Source organism: Pseudomonas sp. S9, from assembly GCF_000222125.1.
Classification (GTDB): domain Bacteria; phylum Pseudomonadota; class Gammaproteobacteria; order Pseudomonadales; family Pseudomonadaceae; genus Aquipseudomonas; species Aquipseudomonas segetis.
Genome location: NZ_AFFX01000001.1, coordinates 542523 through 559522, shown reverse-complemented (window position 1 = coordinate 559522; position 17000 = coordinate 542523). Strand labels below are relative to the sequence as shown.

Genomic DNA, 17000 nt, shown 5'->3' with positions numbered 1-17000 from the left:
TGCAATGGCACCACCATTCCCCAGTTCGGTTTGCCAAGTCAAGAAGACAGCATGAAGCGATTGAAACAGTCTGCTACAAGCTGCGCGCCGCGTTCGTCATCAAGGTGCAGGTGATGTCCTCCCGGCAGTTGGGTGACCTCGAAGTCAAGCTCGCTCATGACCTTGTCGTAGGTGGCTTTGGCCTTGCCCAGCAAGATGCCCTGCTCGGCCACGACCAAGCTAACCGGGCAAGCGACTCGCTTGGCAAATGCCATTGCCTGGGCCTGCGTCAATAGTAGTTTAGACGGCAATGTGAGCCGGCTGTCTGCGCTCCATGAATAGCCGCCAGGTACCTCGACCAAGCCGCGCGCAGCCAACAGTTGCGCAGCCTCAAGGCTGACCGAGGTCATGCCGTTCATGCGCATTTCTACAGCACGCCTGAATTCGGGATGCACTGTTTTGCGCTTTTTGGCCAATTGCATCTGCGCCATCAACGCATCGCCAAAGCGCTGCGGAGCAGCTTCAGCCTCGAGTGTATGGGGAGTCACGCCATCGATCAGCGCCAGGCGCTCAATCCGCTCAGGCAAGGCACCGGCCAGCAGAACCCCAACAATTGCCCCCATTGAATGACCGATGATGCTGAATGTCTCCCACTCGAGAAATTCAGCCGCAGCCAATACGTCGTAGACATAATCCCAGATCGCATAACTGACGCCCGCAGGGCGATGCCCGGATAAACCATGCCCTGCCAGATCCAGCGCTACAATTCGCAGCCCCTCCAGCTTGGGCGCAAGGCGTGCAAAGGTGGCGGCATTATCCAGCCAGCCATGCAGGGCCAGCACCGGCTTGCCGTCGGCGGGCCCATAAACCTGGGCTGCGAGCTCTATATGCGGCAGACGCAACCGCAACTCCTGGATGTTTGAGCTCATGCAGTGTCCTTACTTGAATCGTGGCTGTCGATATCGGCCCAGCGCTGGAAAAATGACTTTAACAGCTCCGCCGTTTGCAACGGATGTTCCAGGGGAAACATGTGACCGCCCGGCATTGTCAGGTACTCACCCTTTGGTATCCGCCGTACATGCCGCGTGTGATGCGCAAGAACCACCCGGCTATGCTGGCCACGCACCATGGCCAATGGCACTTTCAATTGATGTGCAGGGCCAGCGCTGATGTGCGGCACATTGCGATAGATATTGATTTCCGTGGCTGGGTCAAAGCGCAAGCGCAGTCCCGTTCCAGTTGGTTGCAAACCATGCTCGATATAGGCACTCAAGCAATCTGGATCGAACCTGCGGAACAGGCTCTTGGCCGCGAAATAACGGTGTGCCTCGGCGGCATCGGCAAATGCCTCGCGTCGTCCAATGGTTCGTCCGGCCGGGGTGATGCGATCGATAAAACCGAAACGCTTGGCCGCGCGGATCACCCACTGATCAGCCAGGGTCAACAGCGGCGAGTCGAGCATGGCGACGCCCAGGTACAACTCGGGGCGCAACTGGGCGGCATGATAGTGCAAGACACCACCAAGGGAATGCCCTACTCCCCACACCGGCTGTTCGCGCTGTTCGAGATGATGGATTAGCTCGCGAACCAGGTTGCTCCAGTTCGCATTTACCGGGAAATCGGGGTCGTGCCCATGCTGGCCGATATGCTCGACCTTGTAGTGTGGCCCCAGCGCGTCAAATAACTTGGTGTAGGTCGCTGCCGGAAAACCATTGGCATGGGCAAAAAATACCGTTTGATGGGGCATTGGCTAACTCAATCAATCAAAACCGAATGAATTGTCCAGCACCCTGAGGGTTATCACAATGAGCGTAATTGCCAGTGATGATGGTGCTATGGCCAAACACCTGTAGCCACGGCTACACGCCCCAGGATTGCCACCGCCACCAGTAGAAACACCACGCCACAACATAGATCGATAGTGGGCACCAGGCGCACCAGGCGCATTTGCAGGCTCCGATGCGTAAAGCCGATGCTCAGCGCACTGAACCAGAGCAAACCGACGACAAACAAGATGCTCGCAGCCGCCAGTTTACCTGCCACCGACATATGCGCGGGAATCAAGCTGCTCAACAGTGCCAGGAAGAACACCAATGCCTTGGGATTGAGGATATTGGTGGCAAAGCCGCGTAGCCACGGGCCCAGCACCGAGGGTTCCAGGGCACGGGTGAACTGCCCGGTTTGGGCGGCCGAGGGCGAACTGAAACGTGAGCGCAGCGCGCCAAACCCCAGCCAGGCCAGATAACCCGCACCAGCGACCTGGATCAGGTTGAACAGCAGCGGAGAACGGCTGAGCAGCAATGACACGCCGGTCAACACCAAAATCCCGTGCAGCAAAATGCCACAGGCCAGCCCCAGGGCACTGAGCAAACCGCTGCGCCGACCTTGATGAATCGAGGTGCGCACAACCAGCGCGACATCCGGTCCTGGACTGATAAGTGCTATCAAAAACACAGCCGTCAGCGACAGCAAGACGGAACTCTCCTGCATGGCAATCTCCACAAGATCAAATAAAGTCGGGTCAGCTGCTTGAACGCAACCTTGCTGGGGGCAAACCGTAGGTTCGCCGGAACAGGCGGGAAAAATGCGCTTGATCGTAAAAGCCCAGCTGCAGGGCTATGTCACTTAGCGAATCGCCGCGTAGAACCCGTGGCAGCGCTCGCTCCAGACGCAATTGAGTCAACCATTGATGTGGCGGCAAGCCACACTGGCGACTGAATCTACGCAGTGCTTGCCATGGACTCAGGCCGCAAAACGCGGCCAGCTCTTCCAGAGACGGTGGCTGATCGAGCCGTGACTCCATCCACTCACGCAGACGCCCCCATGTGCGCAGGTCAAACCCTTGATCCTGCTCCTTGATCCTCAGGCTCGAGCCGAGAGCCAGTAATGTCGCAAACATGCTCAGCAGGTTACTTTCCTGGGCCAGGGTCGAATCACCGTTGACCAGCGAGGCATGCAACACGCCCAGTTGCCGTTGCAGCTGGACATTGCGCAAGGAGGAACTGGTCAGGCGCGGCGTGCCGTGGCGCTCATCACTCAAGCTGCGACTCGCCTGCTCGAGCCGTTGCGGATCAAGGGCAAGCACGCGAATGCGATAGCCCTCGCCAGTGAGGCTTGCACCGTCGTGGATTTGCTCGGGCGCCATCAGCAACGCATCACCTACCGTCGCCTGCAGGCGTTCACCCTGGCACACATAGCGGTGCTGCCCGCGCAGCAGCAAACCGATGTGGTATTCAAGGTGAAAGTGCCGGGGAAAGGCAAAGTTATGGTACTCGGCGTTGATTAAACGCACGCCGGGTAGGCCACTGATGATGTGTTGAGTCTGTTCCATGGCCGCTACTTTAACGCTTTGCAGCAGCCTGATCTTGGACAAAATTGCAGAGGGCAGCGCGATCAATCACCGCCTGGCCGAACCGCGCGCCCTAACGGTTCACTTTGGTAACTCGCTACCCTGGGCGACAACCGCAACCGTCAATCGCGAAATACAACTGGTTTTACCCTCTTCGGTTGTCAGCCGAATATCCCACACATGGGTAGAGCGCCCCAGGTGGACGGCTCGCGCAACGGCTGTAACCCGCCCGCTGCGGACAGCGCGCAGATGGTTGGCATTGACCTCCAGGCCTACACAGTAGAACTTCTCTGCATCGATGCACTGGTAGCTAGCGGTAGAACCCAATGTTTCGGCAAGCACCACCGATGCACCGCCATGCAGCAGCCCATAGGGCTGATGGGTGCGGGAATCGACCACCATGCTCGCGGTTATCGACTCATCGTCAAATGACTCAAAGCGAATATCCAGCTGTTCACCAATGGTGTTTTTCAGCGTTGCATTCAACCCGTCGATATCGGGCGTTCGGCGCCACAGACTCATATGCGTTCCTTTTCCATAACGTGGCATCACCACCGATCAAGCTGAATCAAGCACGAACGGTGAATATTGCTCACAGCAAAATTAGTCGTGCCAGACAAGAGGCTGGCGACTGTCACTCCAGGCCGCAAACCGACTGGAGTATGTGTCCTCGACCACATTACGCTTGATTTTAAGCGTGGGCGTAAGGAACCCATTCTCAATCGACCAGGTATCCTTGACCAACACCAGCCCTTGCAAACGTTCGTGCTGATCAAGCTGTGCATTGACCTCCTCCAACAACTTCACCAAGCTGCTTTCCAATTCGCTTCGGCTACTGTTGGCTGCATCCTGGCGACCTGTTTCCGACAGCACGCAAAGCGCCATGGGCTGGGCCATGCCGTCACCGACCACACACACCTGCTCGATGCGCGAATGCACCGCCAGGCGATTTTCGATCGGTGAAGGCGCGACATACTTGCCTTTGCTCGTCTTGAATATTTCCTTGATTCGTCCAGTCAGGCGCAAATTGCCCTCGCCATCCTGCTCGCCCTTGTCACCCGTGCGCAGAAAGCCATCCTCGGTGATAGTTTCAGCGGTCTTTTCCGGGTCTTTGAAATAGCCCTGCATGGTTGCCCCGCTGCGCACCTGCAACTCGCCATCGTCGGCAATTCGCGCCTCGACACCCGTGCTGTTTTGACCGATCCAGCCTTTTTTATACTTGCCGGGGCGGCAGACATGGGAATAACCGCAATTCTCGGTCATGCCATAGACCTCAAGCACATCCAGCCCCATGCGTTGATACCACTTGAGCAAGGCTTCAGGCACGGGCGCCGCGCCAGACAAGGCAAAACGGATCGCATCCAGGCCGAGCCCGGTCAGGACTTTCTTGCCCACAACAGGGCCGATGATGGGCAACTTGAGCAAGAAACCGAGCCGCTCGGCAGGCATCTTGCTGTAGACCCCCATCTGGAATTTGGTCCAGATGCGCGGTACGGCGAAGAACACTGTCGGTCGAGCACGCTTTAGGTCTTCAAGAAAGGTATCGAGACTGGCGGCAAAGAACACCGTCGGCCCACCGTAGAAGGATGAAAGCTCAATAAACATGCGCTCGGCGACATGGCACAGTGGCAGATAGGACAACAACCTGTCGTCTTCAGTGACACTAAATAGCGTACGCGCATTGCTCGCGGCAAAACCGAAATTACCGAAGTTATGCATCACCCCTTTGGGCAAGCCAGTGGTGCCCGAGGTGTAGATGATGGTGGCGAGCTGGTCCGGGGCCGGGCTCGGGCTGTCCTGGATCGGTGAACAAGCCTGCAAGTCGCTCCAACTGAAGTCAAAGCGGCCCTCGGGATGCAACGGCATTGCGACCGTTGGGATGGCGTCGGAAATTCCCGGTGCCATGCTCGGCCAATTATCAAGCTTGCCAATGAATGCCAGTACCGACTCAGAATGCTCAAGCACATGGCTGATCGATTCGGCCGTCAGGTTGGGGTACAGCGGCACCGACACATGCCCGGCCATCCAGATCGCCAAGTCGGTGATTATCCAGTGCGCACAGTTTTTTGAAATGATTGCGATATGACTGCCGGGGGGGAAATCCTGGGTGCGTAGCCAGTGTGCCGCGCGCCGGGCTTGTTCACCCACTTCGGCCCAACTCAGCCTCTCAAGGCTGCCATCCGGCAGTGGTTGGACCAAATAGCATTTATCGGGGTGCCGTGCTTCTCGATGGTAGAAGGCATCGAGCGGCAGTTGGAACGCATCAGCCATGAAGTTTCTTCCCTTGTTATTATTTTCGGGGTAAACCAAGCAATTGCTTGGTTGACTATTTCATGCCCAAAGGCATCCCGCAAGAGAAGAAATGTTTCCGTGTGTAGTGATATTTCAGTTAGAGGAATCGCTTAAAAGGATAGCGGCCATGTTCGGGCCAGGCACAACGAGCAACGGCACTAACAACCTAAGCCGCGCACAACCATGGGCGCGTCAAATACGCATTCTGGGCACTTCTTTAACGAAGCCCCGACCGCCCCACTCATATCTGGCGCAATAGTTGTTCAGCGGCTGTTTAATGATGGGCGTGAACCACGGCCAGTAGATCCATGGCTCCGGCAGCAACCATTGGCCCATCCAGCTCCGCCAGGCTTGCCGTCATCATCGGCAGCGGCTGTTCGCGATGACCATGGATCAGCAAGCCCGCCAAATCACCGACTAAAGGCTGATGAGTCACCAGCAAGATCTCTTCATCGGCGTATCGGTCCAGTTGGCGAATGACATTACGCGACTGACCGTCAGGCGTCAGCCAGGGCGCGGTTATGATTGGGGAGCCGTAGCCTAGCGTCTCGGCAACCAGGGCCGCCGTCTGCTGGGTACGCAGGTATGGGCTGGCAATGATCTGCCGAATGGGACGCCCCTCAAGCTGCAGCGCCGCCTTGCGCACCTGATCGCAGCCGTGCGCAGTCAAGGCACGGGCAGCATCAGTGGCAGCCTGTGGCTGCGCCTCACCGTGGCGCAACAACCACAAACGCATTACAACTTGGGCTCTTCGTCGCGCACCGGATGCGGCGCAGGTTCAACTGAATGCGGGGCCTCTCCTTGGGGGGCTTGCGGGGTTGGCCAATCGGAAAACGGCCAGGGCTTGGCCTCGGTATTGAAGGTGCCGAAACGCCCAATCTGCGCCAGGTACTGACTCAGGCTGTCACCAAAGGAAAGCAGTGTCTTGCTGGGCGCGCCGTAGAACAGGCGGTAGGCCAACTGCACCACGACCGTCACCCCCAGCACCACGACCACGGCTTGCCAGATAATGCTGAACAGCACCATCCAAAGGATCCTGAGCAGCAGTGACTCGCGCTCGATAAGGGTATTTTTCTCAGCCATGTGATTCTCCCTGAATAATCTGGACGCAACCCGCTCAAGGGCTGCCTAAAAACCGGTGGTGGAAATAAAGTCGACGTCTGTCTTGGGTTCGGCCTGCATCAATTTATCAATCACCTGGCCCAATGTACGCCCGCCAAACAAGATGGCGTACAAGCCACTAACCAGAGGCATGTAAACCTCCATTTCGTCAGCTTTGGCCTTGAGTACCTTGATCGTATTGACGCCTTCGGCAACCTCGCCCAGGCGCGCCACGGCGTCATCAAGGCTGAGCCCCTCGCCCAAGGCGAAGCCAACCTGATAATTGCGGCTCTTGGGCGAAGAACAGGTCACAATTAAATCGCCAACGCCCGCCAACCCCAGAAAAGTCATCGGATTGGCCCCCAGTTGCACGGCAAAGCGGGTCATTTCAGCCAAGGCGCGGGTGATCAGCATGCTTTTGGTGTTCTCGCCCATGTCCATGGCCGCAGCCATGCCCGCGATGATCGCGTAGACGTTTTTCAAGGCCCCGCCCAGCTCGACACCGAAGCGATCATTACTGGCGTATACACGGAAGGTCTTGCCGTGCAGAACCTCTTGTACACGCTGGCACAAGGCTTCGTTTTCACTGGCTACCACTGTGGCAGTCAAGGCACCAACTGCTACTTCCTTCGCCAGATTCGGCCCGGAAATGACACCAATGCACGCATTCGGTGCAATTTCTTCAATAATCTGGCTCATCAGCTTGAAGCTCTTGGCTTCAATACCCTTGGTGGTGCTCACCAGCATTTTACCGCCAAGCAACGGCGCGACAGGCTGCAACACTTGCCGCAGTGCGCTGGATGGCAAGGCGACGAAAATCAATTCACAACGTTCGACGGTTGACTGCAAATCGCTCAACGGCTCCACAGCCGGATGAATTTTAATCCCCTTGAGGTAGCGTGGATTCTCGCGCGTGGCCAATATCGCTTCGACCTGAGTCTCGTCGCGCATCCAATGCAAAACGCGCTGGCCGTTTTCAGCCAAGAGGTTTGCGATAGCCGTGCCGAAACTGCCGCCACCCAAGACGGCGATAGGTTGTTGCTCTGTCATAAAAAATCCGTTGTGCGCCATTTACACTGGCATTCTGAACGCATTATACGGGCCAAAGGCCCAGCGGCTAGCCCAAACCGGAACGAGATAGGCTGCACGACAGCTAAAACCACATGCCCAGCCAAGACTAATAGCAGCATGGCGTTACAGTTTATCGCCCTGGCGTCGAAGCAATGCATGACACACCGGGTAATTCTGCTAGGTTGAAACCCAAAGCGGGCTTGGCACGCAGGCTGCACCGATTGCAAGTGAACGATTGAGCACTGCAGGCTTCATACAATTAAGGCTTGTGGTGACTTAAACTAACCGCCAGCGAGTGACTAAAGTGCTAGAGGCGAACGCTCAGCTAACAACTAAAATGTGCTTTCAGGCTACAATTGGCAAGCAGAGTACAACTGTACACTATAAGCTGTGACTTTCATGGCGACCTAGCAGTCTATTAGTGTAAGCAAGCTGGCCTGCGACCTGTCGCGTGACCAGCCCGAACGACTTGCCCAGCCATGGAGCATGGGATTATTGAGGAGCTCGCATGACCAAACAAAACGCCTTCACCCAAGAAGACCTGTTGCGCTGCAGCCGCGGCGAACTGTTCGGCGAGGGTAATGCGCAACTGCCCGCCCCTAACATGCTGATGATGGACCGCATCGTTCATATCAGCGAAGCTGGCGGTAAGTACGGTAAGGGCGAGATCGTCGCTGAGCTCGATATCCACCCAGACCTGTGGTTCTTTGGCTGCCACTTCGAAGGCGATCCAGTGATGCCTGGCTGCCTGGGCCTTGATGCCATGTGGCAGCTGGTTGGCTTTTACCTGGGCTGGCAAGGAAACCCCGGCCGCGGTCGTGCGCTGGGTTCAGGCGAAGTCAAATTCTTCGGCCAGGTTTTACCTACGGCCAAGAAGGTCACCTACAACATTCACATTAAGCGCACCATCACTCGCTCGCTGATCCTGGCTATCGCAGATGGCACGGTCAGCGTTGATGGCCGCGAGATTTACAGTGCCGAAGGCTTGCGCGTCGGCCTGTTCACCTACACTGACAGTTTCTAAAGGATTTTTCCATGCGTCGCGTCGTAATTACCGGCCTCGGCATCGTTTCTTGCCTGGGCAATGACAAAGAAACAGTCTCCGCCAACCTGCGCGCGGGTCGTTCTGGCATTCGCTTCAATCCGCAATACGCTGAAATGGGCCTACGCAGCCACATTTCCGGCTCGATTGATCTGAACCTCGAAGAATTGATCGACCGCAAGCTCATCCGATTCATGGGTGACGCGGCGGCCTACGCTTACTTGTCCATGGCTGAGGCGATCAAGGATTCCGGGCTGACTGAAGAGCAGGTTTCCAACCCGCGCACCGGCCTGATTGCCGGCTCTGGTGGTGCCTCGACCGTCAACCAGATGGAAGCCATCGATACCCTGCGCGAAAAAGGCGTCAAGCGCATTGGCCCGTACCGCGTGACCCGCACCATGGGCAGCACTGTTTCAGCCTGCCTGGCCACTCCGTTCAAGATCAAGGGCGTCAACTTCTCGATCTCCTCTGCCTGTGCGACCAGTGCCCACTGCATCGGCCAGGCCATGGAGCAGATCCAGCTCGGCAAGCAGGACGTGGTTTTTGCCGGCGGTGGTGAAGAAGAGCACTACAGCCAGAGCTGCCTGTTTGATGCAATGGGCGCGCTCTCGACACAATACAACGACACCCCGGAAAAAGCGTCCCGCGCATATGACGCCAAACGTGATGGTTTTGTCATCGCTGGCGGTGGCGGCATGGTTGTGGTCGAAGAACTCGAGCACGCCCTCGCCCGCGGCGCAAAAATCTACGCTGAAGTCGTTGGCTATGGCGCAACTTCTGACGGCTACGACATGGTCGCCCCAAGTGGCGAAGGTGCTATCCGTTGCATGAAGCAAGCGTTGTCCACCGTTGACACGCCTATCGACTATCTCAACACCCACGGCACCTCGACACCGGTTGGCGACATCGCTGAGATGCGTGGCGTGCGCGAAGTGTTTGCCGACAAAGCACCGGCGATCAGCTCGACCAAGAGTCTGTCCGGCCACTCGCTTGGCGCTGCTGGCGTTCAGGAAGCCATCTATTGCATGCTGATGATGGAAGGCAATTTCATCGCCGGCTCAGCAAACATCGATGAACTGGACCCGGAAGTTGCGGATATGCCAATCCTGCTGAAAACCGAGGAGAACGCACAGATCAACACTGTGATGAGCAACAGCTTCGGTTTTGGCGGCACCAACGCAACATTGGTGATGAAGCGCTGGACTGGCAAGTAGGCTGTTGCTGAGCCTGCGACACTAAAAAGGGAGCCAATGGCTCCCTTTTTGCTGCCCGCGATTTAACTCAACGTACAGTGAATTTTTGCTCGGCGAGCTTGCGATCACCCTGAAAAACCATGAACTGCCACTGCCCCGGAACCACTTCATAAGGCTCGGTAAACTCAAACGCCATGGTGTCCAGCACAGCACCGGGCGCCAGCTTTTGCGTCACCACGAACTTGTCGTGACGCTGGCCATCAGGGCTGTTCACACCAGGGGTAAGGTAGAGCAGTGTCAGCGGCTCGCCATCGACAGTCTTGCCAGCCAGCTTATAGCGCATACCAAACTTGGTGCCCAACTTGGCTGGCACGCTGTCAGTGGTTTCGATTTCTTGATTGGCTCGCGTCAGTACACGCTCACCGGGCTTGAAGTCTTTGTATTGAGTGGCAAACACACCGTATTCGACCGGCCCTTCGACGCGCACCTGCGCGTGCACAAGCCCAGCCATCATTGTCAGTGCCACAGCGGCGCCAATACGAATGCAATACATGTCTCGCTCCTTGTTTTCGATGGCGCGAGCCTATGACGCCAGCATGACAAGACAATGACAGCCTGCATATTTTCAGCCCACAGGGTCACTCGGCGCTGGGTTGCTGCTCGGCAAGCTCAGCCTGAACGGTGCGCGGCAGGACTGCGAGAAAGTTGTCATGTGCCACTTTCTGCGCCACATCTGCGGGCAAGGCATCCAGAAACGGCACGAAGCTGTCCATGTACTCCTTGAGACTGTCAAAGCGCCCAACCACATCGGAGCCCAACATAAAGCGCGCCGGGTAACTGCTGACAAGCCTGACCCATTCGGGATCCGGGTTTCCCTCTTTGTCCAGCAAGTAGGGATGGGCGACTGTCCACGACAGATCGATATACAGGTTGGGATAGGTCTTGAGCATGCGCTCGAGCGTTGGCAAGAGGAAATCCAGCTTGGTCTGGTGACGGTGAATCTCCATGCTGGTGCCAGCATGGGCCCAGATGAAACGTACGCTTGGATGATTGCGCAATGGCTCTTCGATTTCTGGCAGGTACAGCGGGTTGCGCTCGCGCTTGGAGGTGATATTAGAGTGCAGCATGACCGGCAAATCGTACTCTGCCGCCAAGTGATAGATCCTCGACAACGCCTCGTTATTGGCGCGCGGCGTATCACCCTCGATCAACGCCGTGAGATCGTCGTGACGGGTAAATATCTCACCTATGCCCTGCCACAGCCCTGGGTCAAGCTCCAGGGTCTTGCGCACCAAGGCATCGGCATTCTTGTCATTCGGATTGAAACCGGACAAAAACGGATGAAAGCGCCGGCGTTGCTCGGCGGGGAGTTTGTTATATGCATGGGCAATCAAGGTATCGGTCGCGCTGTACCAATAGGCATTGGCATCATCACCGGCGTAATAACGAGGGCGCTTGGGCTCGTCCTCGTGCCATTTCTTGGCAACAGGAATACCCGAGAGCATCACATGCTCGATATTGGCTGCGGCCATATTGGCGACCAGGTCATCAAGCCCCGCGCTTTCCTGGAAGAAATCAACGAAATGCAGGTGCGCATCGCTGAAGCGATAATCCCGTGCCTCAACCGTACTTGTAGCGCTGGCTGCAATCAATGCAGCTATACCCAGGCGAAATAATGACAAACGCGAATACTCCCTATAACGTGATTTAGATAGAGTCAGTTAAGCTCTGGAGAGTTCAGCCGGCAATAACGCCCATTGTTACAAGAAGTCAGTGAGCCAAGGCATTATCTAAGCCCAAGTATGGATTAAGTGGCGCAATGAGCACGTATTGCCGTCATTTTGGAGAGCAGTGAATGAGTGAGCTTCAAGTAATTCAGCCGCGTCTGGAAGAGATTGAAGGGCAGCCCATACTGCGCCCTCTTCCTTCGGCCAAATGCCGCAGCGTCGGCCCCTTCGTGTTCTTCGATCACATGCTCGAGCACAACTATGCGGCCGGCAGCGGGATGAATATCAACCAGCACCCGCATATTGGCCTGTCGACACTGACCTACCTGTTTGAAGGCCAGTTGCAGCACAAGGACAGCCTCGGTTCCGACCAGCTGGTACAGCCCGGTGATGTCAGCTGGATGACGGCCGGCAAGCAGATCGCCCATGTCGAAAGAACCCCGCATGCCTTGCTCAAGGCAGGTTCGAACCTGCCCATGTCGAAAGAACCCCGCATGCCTTGCTCAAGGCAGGTTCGACCCTGAATGGCCTGCAAGTCTGGCTGGCACTACCCGAAGCCAATCAACTTGATGAACCAAGCTACAGCCACCATCGCGCCGAAACCCTGCCGCGTAGTGAAAGCATGGGCGTTGAAATCTGCATGATCGCAGGCCATGGCTTTTGCCTGGAGTCACCGGTGCCGGTCAAGTCAGCCACCCTCTATGCCGAAGTCAAACTGGTCGCGGGCGCCAGCCTGGCCATTCCCGCCGAGCACCGCGAACGGGCGATATACCTGCTTGAGGGTGATGCGCAACTGGGTTGCAGCGACCTGACCGTACGCGCACTGACGGTCTTGCCTGAATCCGAAGCATTGACGCTGCTGGCCTGCTCCACCTGTCACCTGGTGATTATTGGTGGCGAGCCACTCGGCCCAAGACGGATGAACTGGAACTTCGTCTCCAGCGACCCGCAACTGATCGAGCAGGCACGACAAAATTGGGCCGCCCAGCAGTGGCCGTCTGTGCCAGGTGAAACAGCACGTATCGAACTGCCTGGCCAAGGCTGACTGCGGCTCACTCCACCACAAGCCCTAGCCCCCTTTCGCCAGCCTATAAAAAACGCAGCCAGTGGCTGCGTTTTCAGTACTGCCCCTTGCGCTGTCAGGCGCTGAAGCACTCATCCAGCAAGTTGCGCATAGCGGTGAAGGCCCGCGCTGCAGTCTTCTCATCATACTGCGCCGTCCCCGGCATATTGGCGTGCGGATCAGTAAAGGAATGCACCGCACCGCCGTAGGTGACCAGTTGCCAATCGACTTTGGCCTCGGTCATTTCCTTGGCAAACTCGGCAAGTTGCTCACGAGGAACCAAGGGGTCGGCCGCACCGTCCAGGACCAGGACAGCCCCCTTGATCTTCTTCGCATCGGCAGGATTTGGCGTGTCCAGCGTGCCATGGAACGAGACGGCAGCTTGCAGCGGTGCACCATCACGCGCCAACTCCAGCGAGCAACAACCGCCAAAGCAGAAGCCAAAGGTAGCCTGCCTGGAATCATCCAAGGCCACCTTGTCTGCCTGGGCCAGCAAGGTCTTCAGCGAGCCTTGCATGCGTTTACGCAGCAGTGCCCGGTCATCCTTGAGCGGCATCATCGCGGCACCGGCTTCATCGGCATTACCGGGGCGCAGGTCTTTGCCGTATAGGTCAGCAACAAACACCACGTAATCATCGCCAGCGACCTTGCGCGCGATATCGATCGCACCATCGCTCACGCCCATCCAGTTAGGCGCCATCAACAAGGCTGGGCGTGGCGTCTTGATTGCACTATTGAAGACCAACTGACCTTCAAACTGCACACCATCGACCTCGTATGCGATGGCTTGAACCTTCATATTGCTCATCTGTGCTCTCCCGATTTCAGGCTGAACGATATGAAAAAGCCCGCGTTCGCGGGCTTTTTCGTTGCACTTGCTAGGCTGACATTTCAACCAGCAGCTTGTTCAGACGCTGCACATAAGCGGCAGGGTCTTTCAGGCTATCACCAGCAGCCAAGGCCGCCTGGTCGAAGAGGATATGTGTCAGATCGCCGAAACGGTCTTCATCCTGCTCCGCATCCAGACGCTCGATCAACGGGTGGGCCGGGTTGAATTCAAAGATAGGCTTGGACTCCGGCACCTTCTGCCCGCTCGCCTCAAGAATCTGGCGCATCTGCATGCCCAGGTCCTGCTCGCCGATGGCCAGAATAGCAGGCGAATCGGTCAGGCGATGGGATACACGCACTTCGGCCACCTGCTCGCCCAGAGCAGACTTCAAGCGCTCGGTCAGGCCCTCTTTGGCCTTGGCCACTTCTTCCTGGGCCTTCTTGTCTTCTTCAGAATCCAGGCTGCCAAGGTCAAGGTCGCCACGGGCTACATCGACGAACGACTTGCCATCGAACTCGGTCAGGTAGCTCATCAGCCACTCATCGATACGATCGGTGAGCAACAGTACTTCGATGCCTTTCTTGCGGAAGACTTCGAGATGCGGGCTGTTCTTGACCTGCGCGTAAGACTCGCCGGACAGGTAGTAAATCTTGTCCTGGCCTTCCTTCATGCGGGCAATGTAGTCGGCCAGGCCAACCTCTTGCTCACCCTCGGAACCGGCGGTGGAGGCAAAGCGCAACAAGCCAGCAATCTTGTCTTTGTTGGCAAAGTCCTCTGCCGGGCCTTCCTTGAGCACCTGGCCAAAGTTTTTCCAGAATGTCTTGTACTGCTCGGCGTCGTTCTTGGCCAGCTTTTCCAGCATGTCCAGCACGCGCTTGGTCAGCGCCGACTTCATGGAGTCGATAACCGGATCTTTCTGCAGGATTTCACGGGAGATATTGAGCGACAGGTCATTGGAGTCGACCACGCCTTTGATAAAGCGCAGGTACAGCGGCAGGAACTCGTCTGCCTGATCCATGATGAACACGCGCTGCACATAGAGCTTCAGGCCACGGGGCGCCTCGCGCTGGTACAGGTCAAAAGGAGCGCGGCCAGGCACATACAGCAGCGAGGTATATTCCAGCTTGCCTTCGACCTTGTTGTGGCTCCAGCTCAGTGGGTTCTCGAAATCATGGCCAACGTGCTTGTAGAACTCCTGGTATTCCTCGTCCTTGACCTCGCTACGTGGGCGAGTCCACAGCGCGCTGGCGCGGTTGACGGTTTCCCACTCTTGCTCGGCCGGCTGTTCTTCAGCTTCACTGGCCGCCTCTTTCGGCAGCTCGATTGGCAATGCAATGTGGTCGGAATACTTCTTGATGATATTGCGCAAGCGCCAGCCATCGGCGAACTCGTCTTCACCTGCCTTGAGGTGCAAAACGATACGCGTACCGCGCTCGGCCTTATCGATGGTGGCAATTTCGAAATCGCCTTCGCCCTGCGAAGACCAGTGAACGCCCTCGCCTGCGGCAAGGCCTGCGCGACGGGTAAACACATCAACCTTGTCTGCAACGATGAATGCAGAATAGAAACCCACGCCAAACTGACCAATAAGGTGCGAATCCTTTTTCTGGTCGCCGGTCATGTTCTTGAGAAATTCGGAAGTGCCCGACTTGGCGATGGTGCCGAGGTGCGTGATGGCTTCCTCGCGACTCATGCCGATACCGTTATCTTCGAGCGTCACGGTCTTGGCTTCTTTATCGAAGCTCACACGAATTTTCAGCTCTGCGCCACCTTCAAGCAACTCTGGCTTGGCCAGGGCTTCAAAACGCAGTTTATCGACGGCATCCGATGCGTTGGAAATCAATTCACGCAGGAAGATTTCTTTATTCGAATACAGCGAATGGATCATCAGGTGAAGCAGTTGCTTCACCTCTGTCTGGAAGCCCAGGGTTTCTTTTTGAGTTTCCACACTCATGGTCGTTTAACTCCACATTTGATGGCTGAGCCTTTTATAGGCGGTAGTCATTCAAATGGGGGCAGTCACAGGCATTTCAAGGGCTTGACTGAATTGAAAATTTTCAGGCTCAGGGTTCAAGCAGCTCGATGGTTTCGATCTGTTGCGGATCGACGGTGAAACTGGCCTCCCCCGCACCATTTCTGACTTGGCGCAAAACAATCTGCCCCTGGTCGTCCACTCCCCGGAAGCGACCCTCGACCCGGCTGCCACGCAAGGTAACCGCATGCATGGCCAGGCCATAGTAGCGCTCGGGATTGCGAAGCAATCGCTTCAAGGAGAAACGTGAACGGCGGTCTATCTGCCGTGTTGCAACTTCTGGCGACAGCTGTTTTTCGGGTTCGACGGTGGTAACAACCGCAGGAGCCTTAAGGTCTTTTGGCAACTTGGCGTAACGATCTCCCTTCACACTCCACCCCGCTCCGGGCGACTTGACCAGTTGCAGCGCCAGTTGTTGGGGCTCTTCATTGATTTGCGCATCGACCTTTAGATCAAGGCTGCTGGATGTGAAGCTGGGCATGGGCAAAGGACGCAGTTGCACCTGGCGGGTGATAAAGCGCCGCTGCAAGTAATCCTCGATGATATAAGCCAGGGTGTCGCGCGAGTCGACGCTGCGATCAACCTTGCCGTCAACGTAGCGCAAGCCATTACTGAACAGCTCGACCTTGCCGCTCAGGGTTGTCTTGAATTGTGGCGGCAGCACCAGGTGGAAGTCACCTTCAAGCTTGTTCGGCGCTAGAGGCGTCAATGCCAGGTGCAAGGTATAACCATGACGCACGCGACGTGCTTCAGGCAGTTCCTGTTCGGGCAATAGCCAACTGATTTCGACTTCGGGTAGACGGCCGGTGTCCCTTGGCAACACATCAACATTTACCGCACCAGCTGGCTGTTGAGGCAGGCGGATAACCACTTCACGACGGGCAAAGAAATCCTGCCCTTCACGCAGCGTCAGCACGCCGTCGATCAACTCACCCTGTTGCGGGTTGAATGGCTGGCCATTGAGCTCTCCGTTCAAGGCAAAGTTGAGTGCCGAAGGTGCTGCCGCGTCAGGCTGCAGCCATTGCAGGCTAATGATCTGGGCCAAGCGCTGGCTGTCATGACTGGCCAGCATCGTCAGGCCGACCACCAACGGGATCACGCCCAACCCACAAAGCCCAATCGGCTGTTTGGCTGACCTCCAGTGGCGAAACAGATAGCCCAGGGTCAACGGCGGCAACAAGCTGGCCCAGCCCCATAGCAGGCTGGTGCCAAAGGCACGCATCACCAACCAGACCAAGCCTGCCAAAATCAGCAGTAAGCCACCGAGGATCAACAACGAATCCATGCAACGTCCTTAAGCAAAATATCTGACAGCGAAGCTG

16 protein-coding genes and 1 pseudogene are annotated in these 17000 nt (G+C 56.7%); 3 read left to right on the top strand and 14 right to left on the bottom strand.

The genetic code is table 11. The features are described 5' to 3' along the window. Positions 1 to 38: 38 nt before the first annotated feature. The 9 genes from PSES9_RS0102575 to PSES9_RS0102535 form a co-directional block, all read right to left on the bottom strand. Positions 39 to 908: an alpha/beta fold hydrolase gene (locus PSES9_RS0102575; protein ID WP_010483689.1), complete on the bottom strand. Its 870-nt coding sequence runs from the start codon at positions 906 to 908 to the stop codon at positions 39 to 41. Continuing rightward, positions 905 to 1726, bottom strand: a complete 822-nt coding sequence (locus PSES9_RS0102570; RefSeq protein ID WP_010483687.1) for an alpha/beta fold hydrolase — start codon at positions 1724 to 1726, stop codon at positions 905 to 907. The genes PSES9_RS0102575 and PSES9_RS0102570 overlap by 4 nt, the downstream gene beginning before the upstream one ends. A gap of 86 nt (positions 1727 to 1812) precedes the next feature. Further along, positions 1813 to 2469, bottom strand: coding sequence for a LysE family translocator (locus PSES9_RS0102565; RefSeq protein WP_010483685.1), 657 nt, complete (start codon positions 2467 to 2469; stop codon positions 1813 to 1815). Positions 2470 to 2500: 31 nt separating this feature from the next. After that, positions 2501 to 3310 (bottom strand): AraC family transcriptional regulator, encoded by an 810-nt coding sequence (locus tag PSES9_RS0102560; RefSeq protein ID WP_010483683.1) that lies wholly within the window; start codon positions 3308 to 3310, stop codon positions 2501 to 2503. Between the two features lie 99 nt (positions 3311 to 3409). Next, positions 3410 to 3850: a hotdog fold thioesterase gene (locus PSES9_RS0102555; protein WP_010483681.1), complete on the bottom strand. Its 441-nt coding sequence runs from the start codon at positions 3848 to 3850 to the stop codon at positions 3410 to 3412. Between the two features lie 81 nt (positions 3851 to 3931). Further along, entirely contained in the window at positions 3932 to 5599 is a 1668-nt protein-coding gene (locus PSES9_RS0102550) for an AMP-binding protein (RefSeq protein WP_010483679.1), read from the bottom strand. A 295-nt stretch (positions 5600 to 5894) separates the two neighbouring features. Beyond that, on the bottom strand, positions 5895 to 6356 hold the full coding sequence (gene sixA / locus PSES9_RS0102545; RefSeq protein WP_010483677.1) for a phosphohistidine phosphatase SixA: 462 nt from the start codon (positions 6354 to 6356) through the stop codon (positions 5895 to 5897). Further along, positions 6356 to 6703, bottom strand: a complete 348-nt coding sequence (locus PSES9_RS0102540; protein ID WP_010483675.1) for a DUF4389 domain-containing protein — start codon at positions 6701 to 6703, stop codon at positions 6356 to 6358. The genes sixA and PSES9_RS0102540 overlap by 1 nt, the downstream gene beginning before the upstream one ends. A 45-nt stretch (positions 6704 to 6748) precedes the next feature. Continuing rightward, a complete protein-coding gene (locus PSES9_RS0102535; RefSeq protein WP_010483673.1) occupies positions 6749 to 7771 on the bottom strand; it encodes an NAD(P)H-dependent glycerol-3-phosphate dehydrogenase in 1023 nt (340 codons plus the stop codon). Positions 7772 to 8300: 529 nt separating this feature from the next. Between PSES9_RS0102535 and fabA the strand changes: the two genes are divergently transcribed. Continuing rightward, a complete protein-coding gene (fabA, locus tag PSES9_RS0102530; protein ID WP_010483672.1) occupies positions 8301 to 8816 on the top strand; it encodes a 3-hydroxyacyl-[acyl-carrier-protein] dehydratase FabA in 516 nt (171 codons plus the stop codon). A gap of 11 nt (positions 8817 to 8827) precedes the next feature. Next, positions 8828 to 10048 (top strand): beta-ketoacyl-ACP synthase I, encoded by a 1221-nt coding sequence (gene fabB, locus PSES9_RS0102525; RefSeq protein WP_010483670.1) that lies wholly within the window; start codon positions 8828 to 8830, stop codon positions 10046 to 10048. Between the two features lie 67 nt (positions 10049 to 10115). On the opposite strand, the gene PSES9_RS0102520 is transcribed toward fabB, so the two are convergent. Both PSES9_RS0102520 and PSES9_RS0102515 read right to left on the bottom strand, forming a co-directional pair. Further along, positions 10116 to 10580, bottom strand: a complete 465-nt coding sequence (locus tag PSES9_RS0102520) for a DUF3859 domain-containing protein (RefSeq protein ID WP_010483668.1) — start codon at positions 10578 to 10580, stop codon at positions 10116 to 10118. Positions 10581 to 10665: 85 nt separating this feature from the next. Next, positions 10666 to 11709, bottom strand: a complete 1044-nt coding sequence (locus PSES9_RS0102515; protein ID WP_010483666.1) for an amidohydrolase family protein — start codon at positions 11707 to 11709, stop codon at positions 10666 to 10668. 173 nt (positions 11710 to 11882) lie between these two features. Between PSES9_RS0102515 and PSES9_RS22915 the strand changes: the two are divergent. Further along, positions 11883 to 12799: pseudogene (locus tag PSES9_RS22915) on the top strand (pirin family protein). A gap of 94 nt (positions 12800 to 12893) precedes the next feature. Here PSES9_RS22915 and PSES9_RS0102505 read toward each other — a convergent pair. From PSES9_RS0102505 to PSES9_RS0102495, 3 genes are all read right to left on the bottom strand, one after another. Next, on the bottom strand, positions 12894 to 13625 hold the full coding sequence (locus PSES9_RS0102505) for a dienelactone hydrolase family protein (protein ID WP_010483665.1): 732 nt from the start codon (positions 13623 to 13625) through the stop codon (positions 12894 to 12896). Between the two features lie 70 nt (positions 13626 to 13695). Next, a complete protein-coding gene (htpG, locus tag PSES9_RS0102500; protein ID WP_010483663.1) occupies positions 13696 to 15600 on the bottom strand; it encodes a molecular chaperone HtpG in 1905 nt (634 codons plus the stop codon). A 109-nt stretch (positions 15601 to 15709) separates the two neighbouring features. Continuing rightward, positions 15710 to 16963 (bottom strand): hypothetical protein, encoded by a 1254-nt coding sequence (locus PSES9_RS0102495; protein WP_010483661.1) that lies wholly within the window; start codon positions 16961 to 16963, stop codon positions 15710 to 15712. Positions 16964 to 17000 lie beyond the last annotated feature (37 nt).